Annotated in this window: 17 protein-coding genes; 13 read left to right on the top strand and 4 right to left on the bottom strand. The window is 70.9% G+C overall.

Going from position 1 to position 21,340, the window contains the following annotated elements:
• The first annotated feature begins 81 nt into the window (after positions 1-81).
• The 4 genes from metH (at position 82) to ACWDVG_RS29515 (ending at position 8,225) form a co-directional block, all read left to right on the top strand.
• The gene (gene metH / locus ACWDVG_RS29530; RefSeq protein ID WP_451703686.1) at positions 82-3,594 is read left to right on the top strand and encodes a methionine synthase; all 3,513 of its coding nucleotides are present in this window, start codon (positions 82-84) and stop codon (positions 3,592-3,594) included.
• Between the two features lie 206 nt (positions 3,595-3,800).
• Positions 3,801-4,499, top strand: a complete 699-nt coding sequence (locus ACWDVG_RS29525; RefSeq protein WP_451703684.1) for an HAD family hydrolase — start codon at positions 3,801-3,803, stop codon at positions 4,497-4,499.
• 488 nt (positions 4,500-4,987) lie between these two features.
• Positions 4,988-6,574, top strand: coding sequence for an ABC transporter substrate-binding protein (locus ACWDVG_RS29520; RefSeq protein WP_451703682.1), 1,587 nt, complete (start codon positions 4,988-4,990; stop codon positions 6,572-6,574).
• 67 nt (positions 6,575-6,641) lie between these two features.
• Positions 6,642-8,225, top strand: coding sequence for an ABC transporter substrate-binding protein (locus ACWDVG_RS29515; RefSeq protein ID WP_451703680.1), 1,584 nt, complete (start codon positions 6,642-6,644; stop codon positions 8,223-8,225).
• Positions 8,226-8,315: 90 nt separating this feature from the next.
• Here ACWDVG_RS29515 and ACWDVG_RS29510 read toward each other — a convergent pair whose 3' ends face one another.
• Together ACWDVG_RS29510 and ACWDVG_RS29505 are read right to left on the bottom strand one after the other, a co-directional pair.
• A complete protein-coding gene (locus ACWDVG_RS29510; protein WP_451703679.1) occupies positions 8,316-8,990 on the bottom strand; it encodes a response regulator in 675 nt (224 codons plus the stop codon).
• Positions 8,991-9,000: 10 nt separating this feature from the next.
• Entirely contained in the window at positions 9,001-9,924 is a 924-nt protein-coding gene (locus tag ACWDVG_RS29505) for a RecB family exonuclease (protein WP_451703677.1), read from the bottom strand.
• Positions 9,925-10,103: 179 nt separating this feature from the next.
• Here ACWDVG_RS29505 and ACWDVG_RS29500 point away from each other — a divergent pair, with 179 nt between their 5' ends.
• From ACWDVG_RS29500 to ACWDVG_RS29490, 3 genes are all read left to right on the top strand, one after another.
• Entirely contained in the window at positions 10,104-11,237 is a 1,134-nt protein-coding gene (locus tag ACWDVG_RS29500) for a site-2 protease family protein (RefSeq protein ID WP_451703693.1), read from the top strand.
• A gap of 18 nt (positions 11,238-11,255) precedes the next feature.
• Entirely contained in the window at positions 11,256-12,143 is an 888-nt protein-coding gene (locus tag ACWDVG_RS29495) for a tRNA (adenine-N1)-methyltransferase (protein WP_019884997.1), read from the top strand.
• Between the two features lie 219 nt (positions 12,144-12,362).
• Positions 12,363-12,950 (top strand): hypothetical protein, encoded by a 588-nt coding sequence (locus tag ACWDVG_RS29490; RefSeq protein ID WP_451703675.1) that lies wholly within the window; start codon positions 12,363-12,365, stop codon positions 12,948-12,950.
• Between the two features lie 11 nt (positions 12,951-12,961).
• Here ACWDVG_RS29490 and ACWDVG_RS29485 read toward each other — a convergent pair whose 3' ends face one another.
• On the bottom strand, positions 12,962-13,273 hold the full coding sequence (locus tag ACWDVG_RS29485) for a ferredoxin (protein WP_451703674.1): 312 nt from the start codon (positions 13,271-13,273) through the stop codon (positions 12,962-12,964).
• A gap of 240 nt (positions 13,274-13,513) precedes the next feature.
• On the opposite strand from ACWDVG_RS29485, the gene arc reads away from it, so the two are divergent.
• From arc to prcA, 5 genes are all read left to right on the top strand, one after another.
• Positions 13,514-15,280, top strand: coding sequence for a proteasome ATPase (gene arc / locus ACWDVG_RS29480; RefSeq protein ID WP_451703672.1), 1,767 nt, complete (start codon positions 13,514-13,516; stop codon positions 15,278-15,280).
• Between the two features lie 180 nt (positions 15,281-15,460).
• The gene (gene dop, locus ACWDVG_RS29475) at positions 15,461-16,972 is read left to right on the top strand and encodes a depupylase/deamidase Dop (RefSeq protein ID WP_451703671.1); all 1,512 of its coding nucleotides are present in this window, start codon (positions 15,461-15,463) and stop codon (positions 16,970-16,972) included.
• Between the two features lie 169 nt (positions 16,973-17,141).
• Positions 17,142-17,354: a ubiquitin-like protein Pup gene (locus ACWDVG_RS29470; protein WP_015032443.1), complete on the top strand. Its 213-nt coding sequence runs from the start codon at positions 17,142-17,144 to the stop codon at positions 17,352-17,354.
• 171 nt (positions 17,355-17,525) lie between these two features.
• Positions 17,526-18,365 carry a proteasome subunit beta gene (prcB, locus tag ACWDVG_RS29465; protein ID WP_451703669.1) on the top strand — a complete coding sequence of 280 codons (840 nt, stop codon included), beginning with the start codon at positions 17,526-17,528 and terminating at the stop codon, positions 18,363-18,365.
• Between the two features lie 52 nt (positions 18,366-18,417).
• Complete coding sequence (gene prcA / locus ACWDVG_RS29460; RefSeq protein WP_451703667.1) at positions 18,418-19,170, top strand: proteasome subunit alpha; 753 nt, start codon at positions 18,418-18,420, stop codon at positions 19,168-19,170.
• A gap of 141 nt (positions 19,171-19,311) precedes the next feature.
• Here the strand turns inward: prcA and ACWDVG_RS29455 are convergent, their stop codons facing one another.
• The gene (locus tag ACWDVG_RS29455; protein WP_451703665.1) at positions 19,312-20,325 is read right to left on the bottom strand and encodes a LacI family DNA-binding transcriptional regulator; all 1,014 of its coding nucleotides are present in this window, start codon (positions 20,323-20,325) and stop codon (positions 19,312-19,314) included.
• 120 nt (positions 20,326-20,445) lie between these two features.
• On the opposite strand from ACWDVG_RS29455, the gene ACWDVG_RS29450 reads away from it, so the two are divergent.
• The coding region (locus ACWDVG_RS29450; protein ID WP_451703663.1) for an MFS transporter at positions 20,446-21,340 on the top strand (895 nt) is incomplete at its 3' end.

The following is a 21,340-nucleotide window of genomic DNA, read 5'->3' as shown; positions in this document are numbered from 1 at the left end:
CGAAGCATGGTTACGCTGGGCCCGTGCACCCTCCTCCGGGGGTGCAAAGCCGACAGCCGTCGCATCCCAGGGAGCTCATCCATGGCCTCGTTGCCGACCCCTTCCGCTGACAGCCGGAACCGCGCCGCGGCGCTCCGCGAAGCACTCGCGAGCCGCGTCGTCGTCGCCGACGGAGCCATGGGCACCATGCTCCAGGCCCAGGACCCCACCCTCGAGGACTTCCAGAACCTCGAAGGGTGCAACGAGATCCTCAACCTCACCCGGCCCGACATCGTCGGCTCGGTCCACCGGGAGTACTTCGCCGCCGGCGTCGACTGCGTCGAGACCAACACCTTCGGCGCCAACCACGCCGCCCTCGGCGAGTACGACATCCCCGAGCGCGTCCACGAGCTCTCCGAAGCCGGCGCCCGCATCGCCCGCGAGGTCGCCGACGAGTTCACCGCCGCCACCGGCCGCCAGCGCTGGGTCCTCGGCTCCATCGGCCCCGGCACCAAGCTGCCGACCCTCGGCCACGCCCCGTACACCCTTCTGCGCGACGCCTACCAGCAGAACGCCGAGGGCCTCCTCACCGGCGGCGCCGACGCCCTGATCGTCGAGACCACCCAGGACCTCCTCCAGACCAAGGCCTCCGTCATCGGCGCCCGCCGCGCCCTCGACGCCCTCGGCGCGGACGTCCCGCTCATCGTCTCCGTCACCGTCGAGACCACCGGCACCATGCTCCTCGGCTCCGAGATCGGCGCCGCCCTGACGGCCCTGGAGCCGCTCGGCATCGACATGATCGGCCTCAACTGCGCCACCGGCCCCGCCGAGATGAGCGAGCACCTCCGCTACCTCGCCCGCCACGCGCGCGTCCCGCTCTCCTGCATGCCCAACGCCGGCCTGCCCGTCCTCACCTCCGACGGCGCCCACTACCCGCTGACCCCCGCCGAGCTCGCCGACGCCCAGGAGACCTTCGTCCGCGAGTACGGCCTCTCCCTCATCGGCGGCTGCTGCGGTACGACCCCCGAGCACCTGCGCCAGGTCGTCGAGCGGGTCCGGGACCTCACCCCCGCCGTCCGCGAGCCGCACCCCGAGCCCGGCGCCGCCTCGCTCTACCAGACGGTGCCGTTCCGCCAGGACACCTCGTACATGGCGATCGGCGAGCGCACCAACGCCAACGGCTCCAAGAAGTTCCGCGAGGCTATGCTCGACGGCCGCTGGGACGACTGCGTCGAGATGGCCCGCGACCAGATCCGCGAGGGCGCGCACATGCTCGACCTCTGCGTCGACTACGTCGGGCGCGACGGCGTCGCCGACATGGAGGAGCTGGCCGGACGCTTCGCCACCGCCTCCACCCTGCCGATCGTCCTCGACTCCACCGAGGTCGAGGTCCTCCGCGCCGGCCTGGAGAAGCTCGGCGGCCGCGCCGTCATCAACTCCGTCAACTACGAGGACGGCGACGGCCCCGAGTCCCGCTTCGCCAAGGTCACCCGGCTCGCCCAGGAGCACGGCGCCGCCCTGATCGCCCTCACCATCGACGAGGAGGGCCAGGCCCGCACCGCCGAGAAGAAGGTCGAGATCGCCGAGCGGCTCATCGACGACCTCACCGGCAACTGGGGCATCCACGAGTCGGACATCCTCATCGACACCCTGACCTTCACCATCTGCACCGGCCAGGAGGAGTCCCGCAAGGACGGCATCGCCACCATCGAGGCGATCCGCGAGCTGAAGCGGCGCCACCCCGAGGTGCAGACGACGCTCGGCCTCTCCAACATCTCCTTCGGCCTCAACCCGGCCGCCCGCATCCTCCTCAACTCGGTCTTCCTCGACGAGTGCGTGAAGGCGGGCCTGGACTCCGCCATCGTCCACGCCTCCAAGATCCTCCCGATCGCCCGCTTCGACGAGGAGCAGGTCACCACCGCGCTCGACCTCGTCTACGACCGCCGCCGCGAGGGCTACGACCCGCTGCAGCGCCTCATGGAGCTGTTCGAGGGCGCCACCACCAAGTCCCTCAAGGCCGGCAAGGCCGAGGAGCTGCTCGCGCTGCCGCTGGAGGAGCGCCTCAAGCGGCGGATCATCGACGGCGAGAAGAACGGCCTGGAAGCCGACCTCGACGCGGCCCTGGAGACGACCCCCGCCCTCGACATCGTCAACGACACACTGCTCGACGGCATGAAGGTCGTCGGCGAGCTCTTCGGCTCCGGCCAGATGCAGCTGCCGTTCGTGCTCCAGTCCGCCGAGGTCATGAAGACCGCGGTGGCCCACCTCGAACCCCACATGGAGAAGTCGGACGCCGAGGGCAAGGGCACCATCGTCCTCGCCACCGTCCGCGGCGACGTCCACGACATCGGCAAGAACCTCGTCGACATCATCCTCTCCAACAACGGCTACAACGTCGTCAACATCGGCATCAAGCAGCCGGTCTCGGCGATCCTCGAAGCCGCCGAGGAGCACAACGCCGACGTCATCGGCATGTCCGGCCTCCTGGTCAAGTCCACCGTGATCATGAAGGAGAACCTGGAGGAGCTCAACCAGCGCGAGCTGGCAGCCAAGTACCCCGTGATCCTCGGCGGCGCCGCCCTGACCAGGGCCTACGTCGAACAGGACCTCCACGAGATCTACCAGGGCGAGGTCCGCTACGCCCGCGACGCCTTCGAGGGCCTGCGTCTCATGGACGCCCTCGTCGCCGTCAAGCGCGGCGTCCCCGGAGCCGTACTCCCCGAGCTGAAGCAGCGCCGGGTCGCCAAGGGCGGCGCGGCCGCCCCGCAGGTCGAGGAGCCCGAGCCCGCCGGCCGCTCCGACGTCGCCACCGACAACCCCGTGCCCACCCCGCCCTTCTGGGGCACCCGCGTGGTCAAGGGCATCCCGCTCAAGGACTACGCCTCCTGGCTCGACGAGGGCGCCCTCTTCAAGGGCCAGTGGGGCCTCAAGCAGAACAGGGCGGGGGACGGGCCGACGTACGAGGAGCTGGTCGAGACCGAGGGCCGGCCCCGGCTGCGCGGCTGGCTGGACCGGCTGCACACCGAGAACCTCCTGGAAGCCGCCGTCGTCCACGGCTACTTCCCGTGCGTCTCCAAGGGCGACGACCTGATCATCCTGGACGAGGCCGGGAACGAGCGGACCCGCTTCACCTTCCCGCGCCAGCGCCGCGGCCGCCGCCTCTGCCTCGCGGACTTCTTCCGCCCCGAGGAGTCCGGCGAGACCGACGTCGTCGGCCTCCAGGTCGTCACGGTCGGCTCGAAGATCGGCGAGGCCACGGCCGAGCTCTTCGCCTCCGACTCCTACCGCGACTACCTGGAGCTGCACGGCCTCTCCGTCCAGCTCGCCGAGGCCCTCGCCGAGTACTGGCACGCCCGCGTCCGCGCCGAGCTGGGCTTCGCAGGGGAGGACCCGGCCGACGTCCAGGGCATGTTCGACCTCAAGTACCGCGGGGCCCGTTTCTCCCTCGGCTACGGCGCCTGCCCCGACCTGGAGGACCGCGCCAAGATCGCGGAGCTGCTGCGGCCGGAGCGGATCGGGGTGCACCTCTCGGAGGAGTTCCAGCTCCACCCCGAGCAGTCCACCGACGCCCTCGTGATCCACCACCCGGAGGCGAAGTACTTCAACGCCCGGTGACCGTCGACGGGTGACCGTCGACCGGTGAACGCCGCCGGGTGACCGCCGACGGGGGGACACGTTCCGCGACCGCCCGCTGACGCTCCGGCGCAAATGTCCGCGCCCGCGGCGGCCGAGACGTACACTGGTCGGTCCAGTGCAGGCCGGCCCCCACCCCGTACCGGGGAGGGGGCCGGCCTTCTCGTCCCTCGATGGAGGTGTGCCGGATGACCAGTACGGTCCCCGCGTCCCTGATCCGTACGAACGGAAGCTCCGCCCTGCAGGCGGTCTTCCTCGACATGGACGGGACCCTCGTCGACACCGAGGGCTTCTGGTGGGACGCGGAGGTGGAGGCCTTCGCCGACCTCGGGCACCGCCTCGACGAGTCCTGGCGCGACGTGGTCGTCGGCGGTCCGATGACCCGCAGCGCGGGCTATCTGATCGAATCGACCGGCGCCGACATCACCCTCGCCGAGCTGACCGTGCTGCTCAACGAGAAGTTCGAGCAGCGCATCGAGCGCGGCGTGCCGCTCATGCCCGGCGCCGAGCGCCTCCTCACCGAACTGGCCCGGCACGACATCCCCACCGCACTGGTCTCCGCCTCGCACCGCCGGATCATCGACCGGGTGCTCGACTCGCTCGGCCGCGACCGCTTCGCGCTGACCGTCGCCGGGGACGAGGTGACCCGGACGAAGCCGCACCCCGAGCCGTACCTGACGGCCGCGAGCGGCGTCGGCGCCGACCCCGCCCTGTGCGCGGTCGTCGAGGACACCGCCACCGGTGTGGCGGCCGCCGAGGCCGCGGGGTGCCGGGTCGTCGCGGTGCCCTCGGTCGCTCCCATCCCGGCGCTGCCCGGCCGAGTCGTCGTGCGCTCCCTCGAAGAGGTCGACGTCCCGTTCCTGCGGACTTTGATCAGCGGAATCTGAGCATTCTCTGAGGTTTCCCCGAGTAATCCGGGGAGGAGCCCCGGCGGCGGAAAGCGCCGCCGTCCCGTTCCGGCCAACGGGCCATTCACCGGCCGGTTCTCCACGTGACCTTGGTCACCCAGAGTGCCGGTCGTGGGGTGGCCCGATCGCATTCCCTGTCCGGAAAGCATGCGTTTCGGCGCCCCCTGTGTCCCGATTAGGTCAGGGGCGTCCCTCTCCGGCGGCCGCATGACTATCGGTCTCAGTGCATTCATGATCACTCTGCGATTACCCCCGCACCCGCCCCCCGTCCGGCAATAGCGGCGTCGCCCACTAATCTTTCGCGAGTACTTCGCCGCATAACCGCGTGCCCCGGCGCACACCCAAGTCGCCGTGAACACAGGACCGATCGCTACATCCCGGCCCGATCGCTCCCGCCCCGACCGGGCGGCGCGGCGGAGTGTCCACAGACCGCTGTATCCCAGTGCCGGATGAGGAGAACGTCCCTGATGAACCGCAAGACCCTGGTGCTGCCGGCCGTGGCCGGACTGCTCGCCCCCCTGCTCGCCGCCTGCGGCTCGGGCGAGGACGGCGGAGCGATCGTCGTCGGCACCACGGACCGGTTCACCGCCACCTCGGACGCGCCCGCGCCCCTCGACCCTGCCTTCGCGTACGACACCGGCGCCTGGAACATCCTCCGCCAGACCGTCCAGACCCTGCTCCACGTGCCCCGCGGCGGCGGCGAGCCCGTCCCCGAGGCCGCCGAGAGCTGCGGCTTCACCGACAAGGCCAGCGAGAGCTACCGCTGCACCCTGCGCAGCGGCCTCTCCTTCGCCGACGGCACGCCCGTCACCGTCGAGGACGTCAAGTACTCCATCGAGCGCGTCCTGAAGATCAAGTCGGACAACGGCACCGCCGCCCTCCTCGCCAACATCGACACCGTCGAGACCAAGGGCAACGACATCGTCTTCCACCTGAAGACGCCCGACGCCACCTTCCCGTACAAGCTCTCCACCCCCGTCGCCGGCATCCTCAGCAAGGACAAGTACCCGGCCGACAAGCTCCGCGACGGCTTCGACGTCGACGGCTCCGGCCCGTACACGATGAAGGCCGAGCGCGAGGGCGAGCGCGCCACCCGCTTCGTCTTCACCAAGAACCCGCACTACAAGGGCGACATCACCCTCCGCAACGAGAAGGTGGAACTCCGCGCCTACAGCGACGCCGGCGCCATGGGCAAGGCCCTGGAGAGCAAGGACATCGACATGATGGCCCGCTCCCTCTCCCAGGAGCAGATCAAGGAGCTCACCGAGACGCCCAAGGACGGCATCCGCGTCACCGAGGTCCCCGGCCTCGAGATCCGCTACCTCGGCTTCAACACCAAGGCCCCCGCCGTCGAGGAGAAGGCCGTCCGCCAGGCCATGGCCTCCGTCGTCGACCGCGGCGCCCTGGTCAACCTCGTCTACGGGCCGACCGCCGAGCCGCTCTACTCGCTGATCCCCACCAGCATCACCGGCCACGCCACCCCGTTCTTCGACCTGTACGGCGAGCCCGACGTCGACCGCGCCGCAAGGCTCCTCAGGGACGCCGGCGTCAAGACCCCCGTCAAGCTCACCCTGCACTACACCACCGACCACTACGGCGCCGAGACCGCCCAGGAGTTCGAGGCGCTCAAGAAGCAGCTCGTCGCCACCGAACTCTTCGACGTCACCGTCGAGGGCGCCGAGTGGTCCACCTTCCGCACCGCCCAGAAGCGGGGCGACTACGCCGTCTACGGTCTCGGCTGGTTCCCGGACTACCCGGACCCGGACAACTACGTCGCGCCGTTCCTCGACAGCGACAACTTCCTGAACACCCCGTACGTCAACAAGGTCGTCCGCGACCGTCTGATCCCGCAGTCGCGCCGCCAGGCCGACCGCACCGCCGCCGATCCCGTCTACGCGCAGATCCAGAAGATCGTCGCGCAGGACGTCCCCGTCCTGCCCCTGTGGCAGGGCAAGCAGTACGTCGCCTCCCGCGACGACGTCACCGGAGTCGAGTACGCGCTCAACACCTCCTCCGACCTGCTGCTGTGGGAACTGGGCCGCGGCACCGCCTGACCCCTTCGTTGTCCCGGCCGCGCACCCTTGCGCGGCCGGCCTGGCAAGAGATCAAGAGGCAAGTTCTGTGAAGGCACACACCAAGTGGCTGACGGCCCCGCTCGCCGCGGGCCTGTCCGCCGCCCTCCTCAGCGGTTGCGGAACCGAGCAGGGCGGCGACTCCGGCGGAGCCGGGGGCGGCATCCGCGTCGGCATGTCCGACGAGATCCTCGCCACCGACCCGGCGGCCGGTTACGACCCCGGTTCCTGGCTGCTGTTCAACAACGTCTTCCAGTCCCTGCTGGCCTTCCCCAAGGGCTCCTCCCTGCCGGAGCCCGACGCCGCCGAGAAGTGCGGCTTCAGCGCCGGCAGCAAGGTCTACACCTGCACCCTGCGCCCCGGCCTGAAGTTCTCCAACGGCAACCCGCTCACCTCGGAGGACGTCAAGTACTCCTTCGAGCGCGCCCTCAAGATCGCCGACCCCTCCGGCCCCACCCCGCTGCTCTCCACCATCGACACCATCGAGACCCCGGACGAGCGCACCGTCGTCTTCCGCCTCAAGGTCCCGGACGCCACCTTCCCCAGCAAGATCGCCTCCGGCGCCGGCTCGATCGTCGACCACCGCGAGTACCCCGCCGACGCGCTCCGCACCGACGGCAAGGCCACCGGCTCCGGCCCGTACAAGCTGGACTCCTTCAGCGACACCGAGGCCGTCTTCTCCACCAACCCGGGCTACCAGGGCCAGGCCCGCCCCGAGAACAGCGGCGTCACCCTCAAGCTCTACCAGGGCGACCGCGCCGCCCTCGCCAAGGCCTTCGGCGCCGGTGAGATCGACGTCGCCTACCGAGGCCTCGCCGCCGACGACATAGCCGCCCTCGAAGCCTCCGCGAGCACGGACGACCAGGGCATCGAGGTCGTCCAGGGAAGCAGCGCCGAGGTCCAGCACCTCGTCTTCAACGTGCAGGACCCGGTCGTCGGCAAGATCGGCGTCCGCCGCGCCATCGCCCACCTCGTCAACCGCGAGGCCCTCGTCGAAGACGTGTACCAGTCGACCGCGACCCCGCTCTACTCGATCGTCCCGGCCGGCATCGCGGGCCACAACACCGCGTTCTTCGACACCTACGGCGCCCCTGACACCGCCAAGGCGAAGAAGGCGCTTCGCGCCGACGGCATCACCACCAAGGTGAAGCTCACCCTCTGGTCCACCCCCAGCCGGTACGGCCCGGCGACCGACCAGGAGCTGAAGGCGATCGCCGCCCAGCTCAACGCCAGCGGCCTCTTCGACGCCGACGTCAAGTCCGTCCCCTTCGAGCAGTACGAGAAGGACATCGCGGCCGGCAAGTACGGCGTCTACGTCAAGGGCTGGGTCCCCGACTACCCCGACGCCGACAACTTCACCGCCCCCTTCTTCGGCGAGGGCAACGTCCTCGGCAACCACTACGAGAACGCCACCATCACCGGCACCCTCATCCCGAAGACCTCCGCCGCCGCCGACCGCGCCGGCACCGCCGACGAGTACGGCCGGCTCCAGGACCTCGTCGCCGACGAACTGCCGCTCCTGCCGCTGTGGCAGGGCAAGCAGTACGCCGTCTCCCGCGGGGAGATCACGGGCCTCGAGTGGACCCTCGACGCCTCCACCGTCTTCCGCTTCTGGGAGATCCGGAAGGGCTGACCCGCACGCACGAAGGGCCCGGTACGCCTCCGCGTACCGGGCCCTTGCGCGTCGCCCGGGGACCACCGCCCGAGGACTACTGACCGTGGTCTACTGGCCGCCTCCCGGCCGGACCAGCCCGCTCTCGTACGCGTACACCGCGGCCTGCACCCGGTCCCGCAGGCCCAGCTTCGTCAGCACGTGCCCCACGTGCGTCTTCACCGTCGTCTCGCTGACGAACAGGTCCGCCGCGATCTCCGCGTTCGACAGCCCCCGCGCCACCAGCTTCAGCACCTCGACCTCACGGTCCGTCAGGGTGGTGAGCGTGTCCGGGACCTTCTCCTCGCCCGTCGGCAGGTGCGCCGAGTACTTGTCGAGCAGCCGGCGCGTGATCGACGGGGCCAGCATCGCCTCGCCGGCGGCCACCACCCGGATCGCCTGCACCAGTTCGTTCGCCGGAGCGTCCTTCAGGAGGAAGCCGCTCGCCCCCGCGCGCAGCGCCTCCACCACGTACTCGTCCAGGTCGAACGTCGTGAGCACCAGGACCTTCGCCGGACCGTCCCGGCCGGGACCCGTGATCTGCCGCGTCGCCTCCACCCCGTCCATGCGCGGCATCCGGATGTCCATCAGCACGACGTCCGGCTGCAGGGCCCGCACCTGGTCGAGCGCCTGCAGACCGTCACCGGCCTCGCCCACCACCGCGATGTCCTGCTCCGCCTCCAGAATCATCCGGAAGCCGGTGCGCAGCAGCGGCTGGTCGTCGACCAGGAGGACGCGAATCGTCACAGGGGCTCCTTCACGAGGCGGGACGGTCCGCGCCCATTCTGCCCTGACCCGATTCGCCCGACTCCGGCGGGCGCGCGGAGGCGATCTCCAGCGGGTAGACCGGGGGAGTCCCCCCGAACTCCGGGCACACCTCCCGGTGGTCGCACCACCCGCACAGCTTCGTCGGGCGCGGCCGCCAGTCGCCCGACTCCGTCGCCAGCCGGATCGCGTCCCAAAGCGCGAGCAGCCTCCGCTCCACCCGCAGCAGGTCCGCCTCCACCGGGTCGTACGTCAGCACCTCCCCGCTGCCCAGATAGACCAGCTGCAGACGGCGCGGGATCACCTGCTTCAGCCGCCACACCACGAGGGCGTAGAACGTCATCTGGAACAGGGCGCCGTCCCGGTACTCCGGCCGCGGCGCCTTCCCGGTCTTGTAGTCGACGATGCGGACGTCACCCGAGGGCGCCACGTCCACCCGGTCGATCACCCCGCGCAGCCGCAGCCCCGACTCCAGCTCCGTCTCCACGAACAGCTCGCGCTCGGCCGGCTCCAGGCGCGTCGGGTCCTCCAGCGTGAACCAGCGCTCGACCAGCCGCTCCGCCTCGCCCAGCCACCCCGCGAGCCGCTCGCCCTCCGGGTCCTCCGCGAACAGCTCGCCCAGCTCCGGCCGCGACTCCAGGAGCCGGTCCCACTGCCCCGGGATCATCGCCTTCGCCCGCGGCGCCGTCCGCTCCGCCGCCGGGTCGTCGAAGAGCCGCTCCAGCACGGCGTGCACGAGCGTGCCCCGCGTCGCCGCCGGGCTCGGCTTCTCCGGCAGCCGGTCGATCACCCGGAACCGGTACAGCAGCGGACACTGCATGAAATCGCTCGCCCGCGAGGGCGACAGCGACATGGGAGGACGCGCCCCGGACCGCTCCCGCTCGGCCCCGGACGTCTCCTGCTCGCTCGTACTCATGACGAAGACCCTACGACCCGCCACCGACAGCGAGCGGAATACCATCGACCCGGGACCCCGTCGCACTGCATGATCGACCCGTGCCGCAGCGACGCGGTGACGCCCCGCGACGAAAGGAACCCGTGAACCAGGACGAGCCCAAGCCGCAGCGGACCGAGGAACCCGGCGGCGGGATCCTCATGGGCCGGCCCTTCGGCGTGCCCGTCTACGTCGCCCCCAGCTGGTTCCTCGTCGCCGCCCTCATCACCTGGGTCTTCGGCGACCAGATCGAACGCGTCCTGCCCGACCTCGGGGCCGCGCGCTACCTGGTCTCCCTCTTCTTCGCCGTCGCCTTCTACGCCTCCGTGCTCGTCCACGAACTGGCCCACACGATCGCCGCGCTCCGCTTCAAGCTCCCGGTGCGCCGCATCCAGCTCCAGTTCTTCGGCGGCGTCTCGGAGATCGAGAAGGAGAGCGAGACGCCCGGCCGCGAGTTCGTCCTCGCCTTCGTCGGCCCCCTGCTCTCCCTCGTCCTCGCCGGCGTGTTCTACCTCGCGATGCTCGCCGTCGAACCCGGCACCGTCCCCGGTGTCCTGCTCGCCGGCCTGATGATCTCCAACCTGATCGTCGCGGTCTTCAACCTGCTCCCCGGCCTCCCGCTCGACGGGGGCCGGATGCTCCGCGCCGTCGTCTGGAAGATCACCGGCAAGCCCATGAGCGGCACCGTCGCCGCCGCCTGGGTCGGTCGCGCCCTCGCCGTCCTCGTCCTCGTCGGCCTGCCCCTGCTCACCCGCACCGGCCTCCTCGGCAACTCCACCGACGACATCAGCGGCGTCGACACCGTCACCGACGCCCTGCTCGCCGCCATCCTGGCCGCGATCATCTGGACCGGCGCGGGCAACAGCCTCCGCATGGCCCGGCTCCGCGAGCACCTCCCCGAGCTGCGCGCCCGCGCCCTCACCCGCCGCGCCATCCCCGTCGAACCCGCCACCCCGCTCTCCGAGGCCCTGCGCCGCGCCAACGAGGCCGGCGCCCGCGCCCTCGTCGTCGTCGACGCCACCGGCGGCCCCACCGGCATCGTCCGCGAGGTCGCGATCGCCGCCGTACCGCAGCACCGCCGCCCCTGGGTCGCCGTCAGCACCCTCGCGCAGGACCTCACCGACGGCATGCGGGTCCCGGCCGAGCTGACCGGCCAGCCGCTTCTCGACCACCTCCGCGCCAGCCCGGCGACCGAGTACCTCGTGGTCGAGGAGACGGGCGAGATCTACGGCGTCCTCTCCACGACCGACGTCGAGCGCGCCTTCGTCAAGGCCATGGCACGACCGTCCTCGTAATCCCGGTACTCTGTTCACATGTCCGAACCGACCGGTGCCGCCCGCCGTCGCGGGCCCTTCAAGGTCGGGGACCAGGTCCAGCTCACCGACCCCAAGGGACGCCACTACACGTTCACGCTCGAGGCCGGGAAGAACTTCCACACCCACAAGGGTTCCTTCCCCCACGACGAGCTGATCGGTGCTCCCGAGGGCAGTGTTGTCCGTACCACGGGAAACGTCGCCTACCTCGCGCTGCGCCCCCTGCTCCCCGACTACGTCCTGTCCATGCCCCGCGGCGCCGCCGTGGTCTACCCGAAGGACGCGGGTCAGATCCTGGCCTTCGCCGACATCTTCCCCGGCGCGCGCGTCGTCGAGGCCGGTGTGGGCTCCGGCTCGCTCAGCAGCTTCCTGCTCCGCGCCATCGGCGACAGCGGCATGCTGCACTCCTACGAGCGCCGCGAGGACTTCGCCGAGATCGCCAAGGGCAACGTCGAGCGCTACTTCGGCGGGCCCCACCCGGCCTGGCAGCTGACCGTCGGCGACCTCCAGGACAATCTGTCCGACACCGACGTGGACCGGGTCATCCTGGACATGCTCGCCCCCTGGGAGTGCCTGGAGGCCGTCTCCAAGGCGCTCGTCCCCGGCGGCATCCTCTGCTGCTACGTGGCGACCACCACCCAGCTCGCCCGCACCGTGGAGTCCATCCGCGAGTTCGGCTGCTACGCCGAGCCGCAGCCCTGGGAGTCCATGATCCGCAACTGGCACGTCGAGGGCCTCGCCGTCCGCCCCGATCACCGCATGATCGGCCACACCGGCTTCCTCGTCACCGCCCGCCGCCTCGCCGACGGCGTCGAGCCCCCGATGCGCCGCCGCCGTCCCGCCAAGGGCGCGTACGGCGAGGACTACGAGGGCCCGAACAAGGGCTGACGTCCCGGCCGACCGCCAGGGCTGACGCACCGACACCCGCAGCGCGCCGCCGACGAGTTCCCGCCACCGGGCGAGAACTCGACGGCGGCGTCGTCCTGTTCGGGCCGACGTGATGCGCCTCCGCCCGGCCGAAGCCCACCCCGCCTGTTCCCTCGCCCTGTGACGTGTGGCACGATGCCCGCAACTCCTTCCGCACCACCCTCACAGGAGACGTCTCGCGTGCAGCCCTCCGCCGCCCCGGACCTCGTGGACCTCGCACACACCCACGCCCGGCCGGTGCACTGGCTGGCCATCGCCACCGCGACCGCCGCGGTCGTCGCCCTCGCCGGCCTCCTCCAGCCCGGCCCCGCCGGAGCCACCGGAGCCGCCGGAACCCCCGCGACGGCACCCCGTCCCGCGCCCGCCCCCGAGGCCGCGGGCGCCGCCTACCCCCTGGAGTGCGGGACCGTCGGCCACACCGTCGCCCGCTACGTCTCCGGGGACCTCGACGGCGACGGAAACCCCGAGACCGTCGCGATCGCGCACTGCGAAGCCGGCTCCGGCACCCCGCCCAGCGGCCTCTACGTCCTCACCCGCGGCAAGGGCGCGGGCGCGCCCGCGCGCATCGTGGCCACCCTCGTCGAGCCGGACCTCCGCAAGAGCGTCACCGGCCTCGCGATACGCGACGGAGCCGTCGAGGCCACCCTGCTCGGCTACTCGTCCCCGGACGTCCCCAGCTGCTGCCCCGACGAGAAGGAGCAGGTCAGCTGGCGATGGGAGGGCGGCGCCTTCGTCCGTACGGCAGGGGCCGCGGCCCGCGGCGTCTGACCGCCCGGCACTCAGTCCGCGTCGGGCCCGTACACCTCGACCCGGTCCGACACCCGGCGCACGTGGATGCAGTCGCCCGGGCACTCCTTCGCGGAGTCCACCACGTCCTGGAGCAGCGGCAGCGGCACCGGCGTGGTCGCGCCCGCCTCCTGCAGCAGCTCGTCGTCGGCGCTCTTCACGTATGCGAGCCCGTCGATGTCCAGCTCGAAGACCTCGGGAGCGTACTGCGCGCAGATGCCGTCCCCGGTACACAGGTCCTGGTCGATCCAGACCTCCAGCGCCTCGTCGGCGCCCGTGGCCGGGGCCTCGTTCTGCACGGTCATGTCTCCTGCCGTTTCTGCTGTGCGAAGTAAGTCGGGCCACCCCTGACGGGTGTTGGCCACTCACGACCATACAACCGCCCGCTTTCAGACCGTGAAGGGTGGGTATTCCCCTGGCGAGAGGGGAAGCGCAAGGGTGAAGATCGGACACACCCCGGAGTCTTTTTGATCTAGGGGTTTCAATCACCACCCACGCAGGTAGGGTCAGGAAGCGTCCAGCTCCCCTTGGAGGAGGTGAGGACCGTGGCAGCCCACGACGACGACATCAACCGCGGCATCCGGCCGGGGCGGGGGTCTGAAGACCCTGCCGGCCAGGTTGCCTATCTCGAGCAGGAAATCGCCGTCCTGCGCCGCAAGCTCGCCGACTCTCCGCGACACACGAGGATTCTCGAAGAGCGGATCGTCGAGCTGCAGACGAACCTGGCCGGCGTGTCCGCGCAGAACGAGCGGCTCGCCCATACGCTCCGTGAGGCCCGCGACCAGATCGTGGCCCTCAAGGAGGAGGTCGACCGGCTCGCGCAGCCGCCGGCCGGCTTCGGTGTCTTCCTGCAGGCGAACGAGGACGGCACGTGCGACATCTTCACCGGGGGCCGCAAGCTCCGGGTGAACGTGAGCCCCAGCGTCGAGCTCGACGAGCTCAAGCGCGGCCAGGAAGTCATGCTCAACGAGGCGCTCAACGTGGTCGAGGCCATGGAGTTCGAGCGCGCCGGGGACATCGTCACCCTCAAGGAGATCCTCGAGGACGGCGAGCGCGCCCTGGTGGTCGGGCACACCGACGAGGAGCGGGTGGTGAGGCTCGCCGAGCCTCTGCTGGACGTCACCATCCGACCCGGCGACGCCCTGCTGCTCGACTCCAGGTCCGGTTACGTCTACGAGGTGGTCCCCAAGAGCGAGGTCGAGGAGCTCGTCCTCGAAGAGGTCCCGGACGTCGACTACGACAAGATCGGCGGTCTGGGCAACCAGATCGAGCTGATCCGCGACGCGGTCGAGCTTCCGTACCTCTACCCGGACCTCTTCAAGGAGCACGAACTGCGGCCGCCGAAGGGCATCCTGCTCTACGGTCCGCCCGGCTGCGGCAAGACGCTGATCGCGAAGGCCGTCGCCAACTCGCTCGCCAAGAAGGTCGCCGAGGTGACCGGCCAGCCCGCGGGGAAGTCGTACTTCCTCAACATCAAGGGCCCCGAGCTCCTCAACAAGTACGTCGGTGAGACCGAGCGGCACATCCGCCTCGTCTTCCAGCGTGCCCGGGAGAAGGCGAGCGAGGGCACCCCCGTCATCGTCTTCTTCGACGAGATGGAATCCCTCTTCCGCACCCGCGGCTCCGGTGTCAGCTCGGACGTGGAGAACACCATCGTTCCGCAGCTGCTCGCCGAGATCGACGGCGTGGAGGGCCTGGAGAACGTCATCGTCATCGGCGCCTCCAACCGCGAGGACATGATCGACCCCGCGATCCTGCGGCCCGGCCGCCTCGACGTCAAGATCAAGATCGAGCGCCCGGACGCCGAGGCGGCGAAGGACATCTTCGCGAAGTACCTCACGGCGAACCTTCCGCTGCACACGGACGACGTCTCCGAACACAGCGGATCCAAGGCCGCCGCGGCCCACGGAATGATCCAGTCCGTGGTCGAGCAGATGTACGCGGAATCCGAGGAGAACCGCTTCCTGGAAGTCACGTACGCCAACGGCGACAAGGAAGTCCTTTACTTCAAGGACTTCAACTCCGGCGCGATGATCCAGAACATCGTCGACCGGGCCAAGAAGATGGCCATCAAGGCCTTCCTCGACCACAACCAGAAGGGCATCCGGGTCTCCCACCTCCTCCAGGCGTGCGTGGACGAGTTCAAGGAGAACGAGGACCTGCCCAACACCACCAACCCCGACGACTGGGCCCGCATCTCCGGAAAGAAGGGCGAGCGGATCGTCTTCATCCGCACCCTCGTCACCGGAAAGCAGGGCGCGGACACGGGCCGTTCCATCGACACGGTGGCGAACACCGGTCAGTACCTGTAAAAGGCGGCCGGCTGCGGATGTCGGGAAATCCGGCATCCGCAGCCGACGCGTTCCCCCGGATTTCCTCCCGGCAGCACCGGGAAACACCGCAAGTGATCTCCCCACCAGCGCGGAGCCGTTCTAGGCTCTTCGGTACCGCCGAGGCGCGCACAGTGAGCGCCGCCGGGCAAGGAGGGCCGCATGACCGTACGGCGAGTAATGGGCATCGAGACGGAGTACGGGATCTCCGTCCCCGGACACCCGAACGCCAATGCCATGCTCACCTCGTCCCAGATCGTCAACGCCTACGCGGCGGCGATGCACCGGGCGCGCCGCGCCCGCTGGGACTTCGAGGAGGAGAACCCGCTGCGGGACGCCCGCGGCTTCGACCTCGCCCGCGAGGCCGCCGACTCCAGCCAGCTCACCGACGAGGACATCGGCCTCGCCAACGTCATCCTGACCAACGGCGCGCGGCTCTACGTGGACCACGCGCACCCCGAGTACAGCGCGCCCGAGGTCACCAACCCCCGCGACGCCGTGCTCTGGGACAAGGCGGGCGAGCGGATCATGGCGGAGGCCGCCGAGCGCGCCGCCCAGCTGCCCGGGGCCCAGCCGATCCACCTCTACAAGAACAACACCGACAACAAGGGCGCCTCCTACGGCACGCACGAGAACTACCTGATGAAGCGGGAGACCCCCTTCTCGGACATCGTGCGGCACCTCACCCCGTTCTTCGTCTCCCGCCAGGTCGTGACCGGCGCGGGGCGGGTCGGCATCGGCCAGGACGGCCGCGAGCACGGCTTCCAGATCAGCCAGCGCGCCGACTACTTCGAGGTCGAGGTGGGCTTGGAGACCACCCTCAAGCGGCCCATCATCAACACGCGCGACGAGCCCCACGCGGACGCCGAGAAGTACCGCAGGCTCCACGTGATCATCGGCGACGCCAACCTCTCCGAGATCTCCACCTACCTGAAGCTGGGCACCACGGCCCTGGTCCTGTCGATGATCGAGGACGGCTTCATCACCGTGGACCTCGCCGTCGACCAGCCGGTCCGCACCCTCCACCACGTCTCGCACGACCCCTCGCTCCAGTACCTGGTCACGCTCCGCAGCGGCCGCACGCTCACCGCGGTCCAGCTCCAGATGGAGTACTTCGAGCTGGCCAGGAAGTACGTCGACGAGCGGTACGGCACGGACGCCGACGACCAGACCAGGGACGTGCTCAGCCGCTGGGAGGACACCCTCAACCGGCTCGAGAACGACCCGATGAGCCTCGCCGGCGAGCTGGACTGGATCGCCAAGCGCGAGGTCATGGAGGGCTACCGGCGCCGCGACAACCTGGACTGGGACGCGGCCCGGCTGCACCTGGTCGACCTCCAGTACGCGGACGTGCGCCCCGACAAGGGGCTGTACAACCGCCTGGCGGCACGCGGGCGCATGAAGCGGCTCCTGGACGAGGCCGAGGTCGAGCGGGCCGAGACGGCACCTCCGGAGGACACCAGGGCCTACTTCCGGGGCCGCTGCCTGGAGCAGTACGCCGACGACGTGGCCGCCGCCTCCTGGGACTCGGTGATCTTCGACCTGCCGGGCCGGGACTCCCTGCAGCGCGTCCCGACCCTGGAGCCGCTGCGGGGCACCAAGGAGCACGTGAAGGCGCTCCTGGACCGCTGCCGCACGGCCGAGGAACTCGTGCGCGTACTTTCGGGCAAATGATTCCGCACCCGGATGCGGGCCTGAAATACCCGGGCGCTGGGAATCATGGAAGCAGCGCCCGGATGTGGGAGAAACCAGGAAACCATGGGGCCGATGTCAGACCCGGCTAGTAGGGTCTGATCTTGTAACGGACTCAACCGAGCGGGCCGATTCGAGCGGGGTGAGGGATATGGCGACCAAGGACACCGGCGGCGGACAGCAGAAGGCGACGCGCTCCACGGAGGAGGTCGAGGAGACCACCACGGAGGCGAGCTCCGACCTCAAGGAACGCCAGGAGAAGCTGAGCGACGACGTGGACTCCGTCCTGGACGAGATCGACGACGTCCTGGAGGAGAACGCCGAGGACTTCGTGCGCTCCTTCGTCCAGAAGGGCGGCGAGTAGCCGCCCGGTACCGCCTGACGTTCCTCCGTCCCCGGAGCCCCGGAGAAAGCCGTGGGCCCGGGGACGGATGACAGGCGGCGGCACGGGTAGGGTCCGTGCACAGCCCAGCAAGATCGGCCGGCGCGTCCCACGGAGGCGCGGCGGCCGATTCTCCCACCCGGAAGGAATCGCGTGGAAGCCAACACTCGTAGCACCGGGCGTCTGCCGGCGGCCTTCCTGACGCCGGGGTCGTCCTCCTTCATGGACTTCCTGGCCGATCACTCGCCGGAGCTGCTCCCGGGCAACCGGAAGCTCCCCGAGGGCATCGTCCAGGCGCCGCACGGCACCACCATCGTGGCGGCGACGTTCCCCGGCGGCGTCGTGCTCGCCGGTGACCGGCGAGCCACGATGGGGAACATGATCGCGCAGCGCGACATCGAGAAGGTGTTCCCGGCCGACGAGTACTCCGCGGTCGGCATCGCGGGCACCGCCGGCCTCGCCGTCGAGATGGTCAAGCTGTTCCAGCTGGAGCTGGAGCACTTCGAGAAGGTGGAGGGCGCCACGCTCTCCCTGGAGGGCAAGGCGAACCGCCTGTCCACCATGATCCGCAGCAACCTCGGCATGGCCATGCAGGGGCTCGCCGTCGTCCCGCTCTTCGCGGGCTGGGACGAGGGCAAGGAGAAGGGCCGGATCTTCTCCTACGACGTGACCGGCGGCCGCTCCGAGGAGCACGGCTACGCCGCCACCGGCTCGGGCTCGATCTTCGCGCGCGGTTCCATGAAGAAGCTCTACCGCGACGACCTCACCGAGGAGCAGGCCACCACGCTGGTCGTGCAGGCGCTGTACGACGCGGCGGACGACGACTCCGCGACGGGCGGTCCGGACCTGGCCCGGCGCATCTTCCCGATCGTCACCGTCATCACCGACGAGGGCTTCCGCAGGCTCTCCGAGGAGGAGTCCTCCGCCCTGGCCAGGTCGGTCACCGACCGGCGGCTCGAGCAGCCCGACGGGCCGCGCGCCGCCCTGCTCTGACCGTCCGCCGCCCCCAGCAGCCCTTCAGACCGGAAGAAAGGGACGGTAGCCGGTGTCCACACCGTTCTATGTCTCACCCCAGCAGGCCATGGCGGACCGGGCCGAGTACGCCCGCAAGGGCATCGCCCGGGGCCGCAGCCTCGTCGTCCTCCAGTACGCGGACGGCATCGTCTTCGTCGGCGAGAACCCCTCCCGCGCGCTCCACAAGTTCAGCGAGATCTACGACCGGATCGGCTTCGCCGCCGCCGGCAAGTACAACGAGTACGAGAACCTCCGCATCGGCGGCGTGCGCTACGCCGACCTGCGCGGCTACACCTACGACCGGGACGACGTGACCGCGCGCGGGCTGGCCAACGTCTACGCCCAGACGCTCGGCACGATCTTCTCCAGCGCGGGCGAGAAGCCGTACGAGGTCGAGCTGGTCGTCGCGGAGGTCGGCGTCGACCCGGCGGGCGACCAGATCTACCGGCTCCCGCACGACGGCTCGATCGTCGACGAGCACGGCTCCGTCGCGGTCGGCGGGAACGCGGAGCAGATCGGCACCTTCCTCGACCAGCGGCACCGCGACGGCATGTCGCTCGCCGAGGCGCTGAAGCTGGCCGTCCAGGCCCTGTCGCGGGACACCAACGGCACCGAGCGGGAGATCCCCGCGGAGCGCCTGGAGGTGGCGGTGCTCGACCGCACGCGCCCCCAGCAGCGCAAGTTCAAGCGGATCGTCGGCCGCCAGCTCTCCCGCCTCCTGGAGGCGGACAACGCCGCCACGGCGAAGACGGACGAGCCCTCGGACGAGGCTCCGGAGGAGTAGCAGCGGGATCCGAGGGGCCCCGGCGCGCGCGAGCGGCCGGGGCTCCTCGGCGTATCGCGGGCTCCTCGGCGTATCGCGCCCGCCGGCGGCCTCGGGCCGTGTCCCGGCCAGGCCGCCCGTCCGGTCCGTCCGTCAAGGCTCTCAGGGGGCCGGTGCGGGGCCCGAGGAGCCGCGGGGGACGAGGGCGACCGGCAGGGCGTCCGGCCGGGGCGGTTCGCCCGCCAGGACGGCGAGGAGGGCCTCCATGCCCCGTTCCCCGATCCGCTCGGCCGGCAGGCCGACGGTGGTCAGCTCGGGCTCGACGGCCGTGGCGAGGGCGAGGTCGTCGAAACCGGTGACGGAGACGTCCTCGGGGACCCGTAGTCCAAGGCGCCGCAGGGCCTTGCAGGCGCCGGCGGCGAGGATGTCGTCGTCGCAGACCACGGCGGTCGGGCGCGGCTCGTCCCCGGTGAAAGCGCGCTCGGTGGCGGCCATGGCGCCGTGGACGTCGAGCGGGGCGCGGACGGTCCGCACGGAGACGCCGGCGAGCGCGTCGGCGAGCGCCGCGGCCCGTACGTCGAAGGTCCAGGAGGGCACGGCCGAGGCGAGGTGGACGAACCGCCGGTGGCCCAGGTCGAGCAGGTGCCGGACGACCTGGCGCATGCCGTCGGCGACGTCCAGGTTCACGTGGGCGGCGGCCGGGTCTGCGGGGTCGCTGTCCAGCATGACGAGCGGCAGGTCGGTGCCCCGGAAGGCCTTCAGGGCGTCCGAGGCCATCGAGGAGGCGATGACCCCGTCGAGGGCGGCGCGCGCGGAGGCGAAGGGGTCCCGGGCGGGGCCGACGCCGTCGGGGGAGGGGTAGAGGACGACGCCGAAGCCGTGCCGGGCGGCCACCGTGGCGGCGCCCGTGTAGACGCGCGCGAAGAACTCGTTGGTGAGGGCGGGGACGACGAGGAGGGCGGTACGGGTCCGGCCGAGACGCAGGTTGCGGGCGGCGAGGTTGGGGCGGTAGCCGAGCCCGGCCGCCGCCTCGCGCACGGCGAGGGCGGTGCGCTCGGAGACCCGGCCGCGCCACTTGTCGCCGAGGACGAGGGAGACGGTGGCCTGGGAGACGCCCGCGGCCCTCGCCACGTCGCGGCTGGTGGGGCGGGCGCCGCGGGGCTCCGGGGTCTGCACTCGATCCTCCGCGTCGTTCGCTCCGGGTGCGGGCTGGACCCGCGTACAGCCGCCATGGTACGTATGACGGACCAAGTTATACGTAAAACCTCGGCAGGATCCGAGGGAGGGGAGACCGACATGGCCACCGAGGCCACGGCACACGGCGGCTATCTCGACATACTCCGGGCACCGCACGCCGCCCGGCTGCTCGCCGGCACCCTCGTCGGCCGACTGCCCAACGGCACCGGCCCCGTCGCCCTCACCCTCTTCGTCCGCGACCAGGGCGGCAGCTACAGCCTCGCCGGCGGCCTGATCGCCGCCTACGGCGTCGCCAACGCCATAGGCCAGCCGCTCCTCGGCCGCGCCGTCGACCTCAAGGGCCAGCCCCGCGTCCAGCTGCCCGCCGCCATCCTCTCCGCCCTCGGCATGGCCCTCTTCGCCCTCGCCGGGACCGGCAATCTGGCGCTCGCGTACGCGGCCGTCGTCGTCGCCGGCCTCTTCACCCCGCCCCTGGAGGGCGGGCTCCGCGCCCTGTGGCCGAGCGTCCTCGGCCGCGAGGACCGGGTCCACCGGGCGTACGCCCTGGACGCGGTCGCCCAGGAGGTCATGTTCACGGTCGGCCCGCTGCTCGTGACCCTCCTCGTCGCCCTCCGGTCGCCCGCCGCCGCCCTCCTCGTCATCAACGCCCTCGGGGTCCTCGGCGCCCTCGCCGTCGTGCTCTCCGAGCCCTCCCGCGCCTGGCGCTCCGCCTCCCGCGAGGCGCACTGGCTGGGCGCGCTGCGCTCGCCCGGCCTCCTCGCCCTGCTCGGCTCCTTCTTCTTCGTCGGCCTCGCCCTCGGCTCCATCACCGTCGCCGCCGTCGCCTACGCCGACGACCGGGGCACCCCCTCCGTCTACGGCTGGCTGATGGCCGCCCTCGGGCTCGGCGCCCTCCTCGGCGGCGTCACCTACGGCGCCCGGCAGTGGACCGGAACCCCGGAGCGGCGGCTGCGCGTCCTCGTCCTGTTCCTCGCGCTCTGCTACCTGCCCCTGA

It is taken from the genome of Streptomyces sp. NPDC003327 (assembly GCF_053589515.1).
The sequence above is the reverse complement of the archived record's forward strand: the minus strand, read 5'-3'. Positions and strand labels throughout refer to the sequence as shown.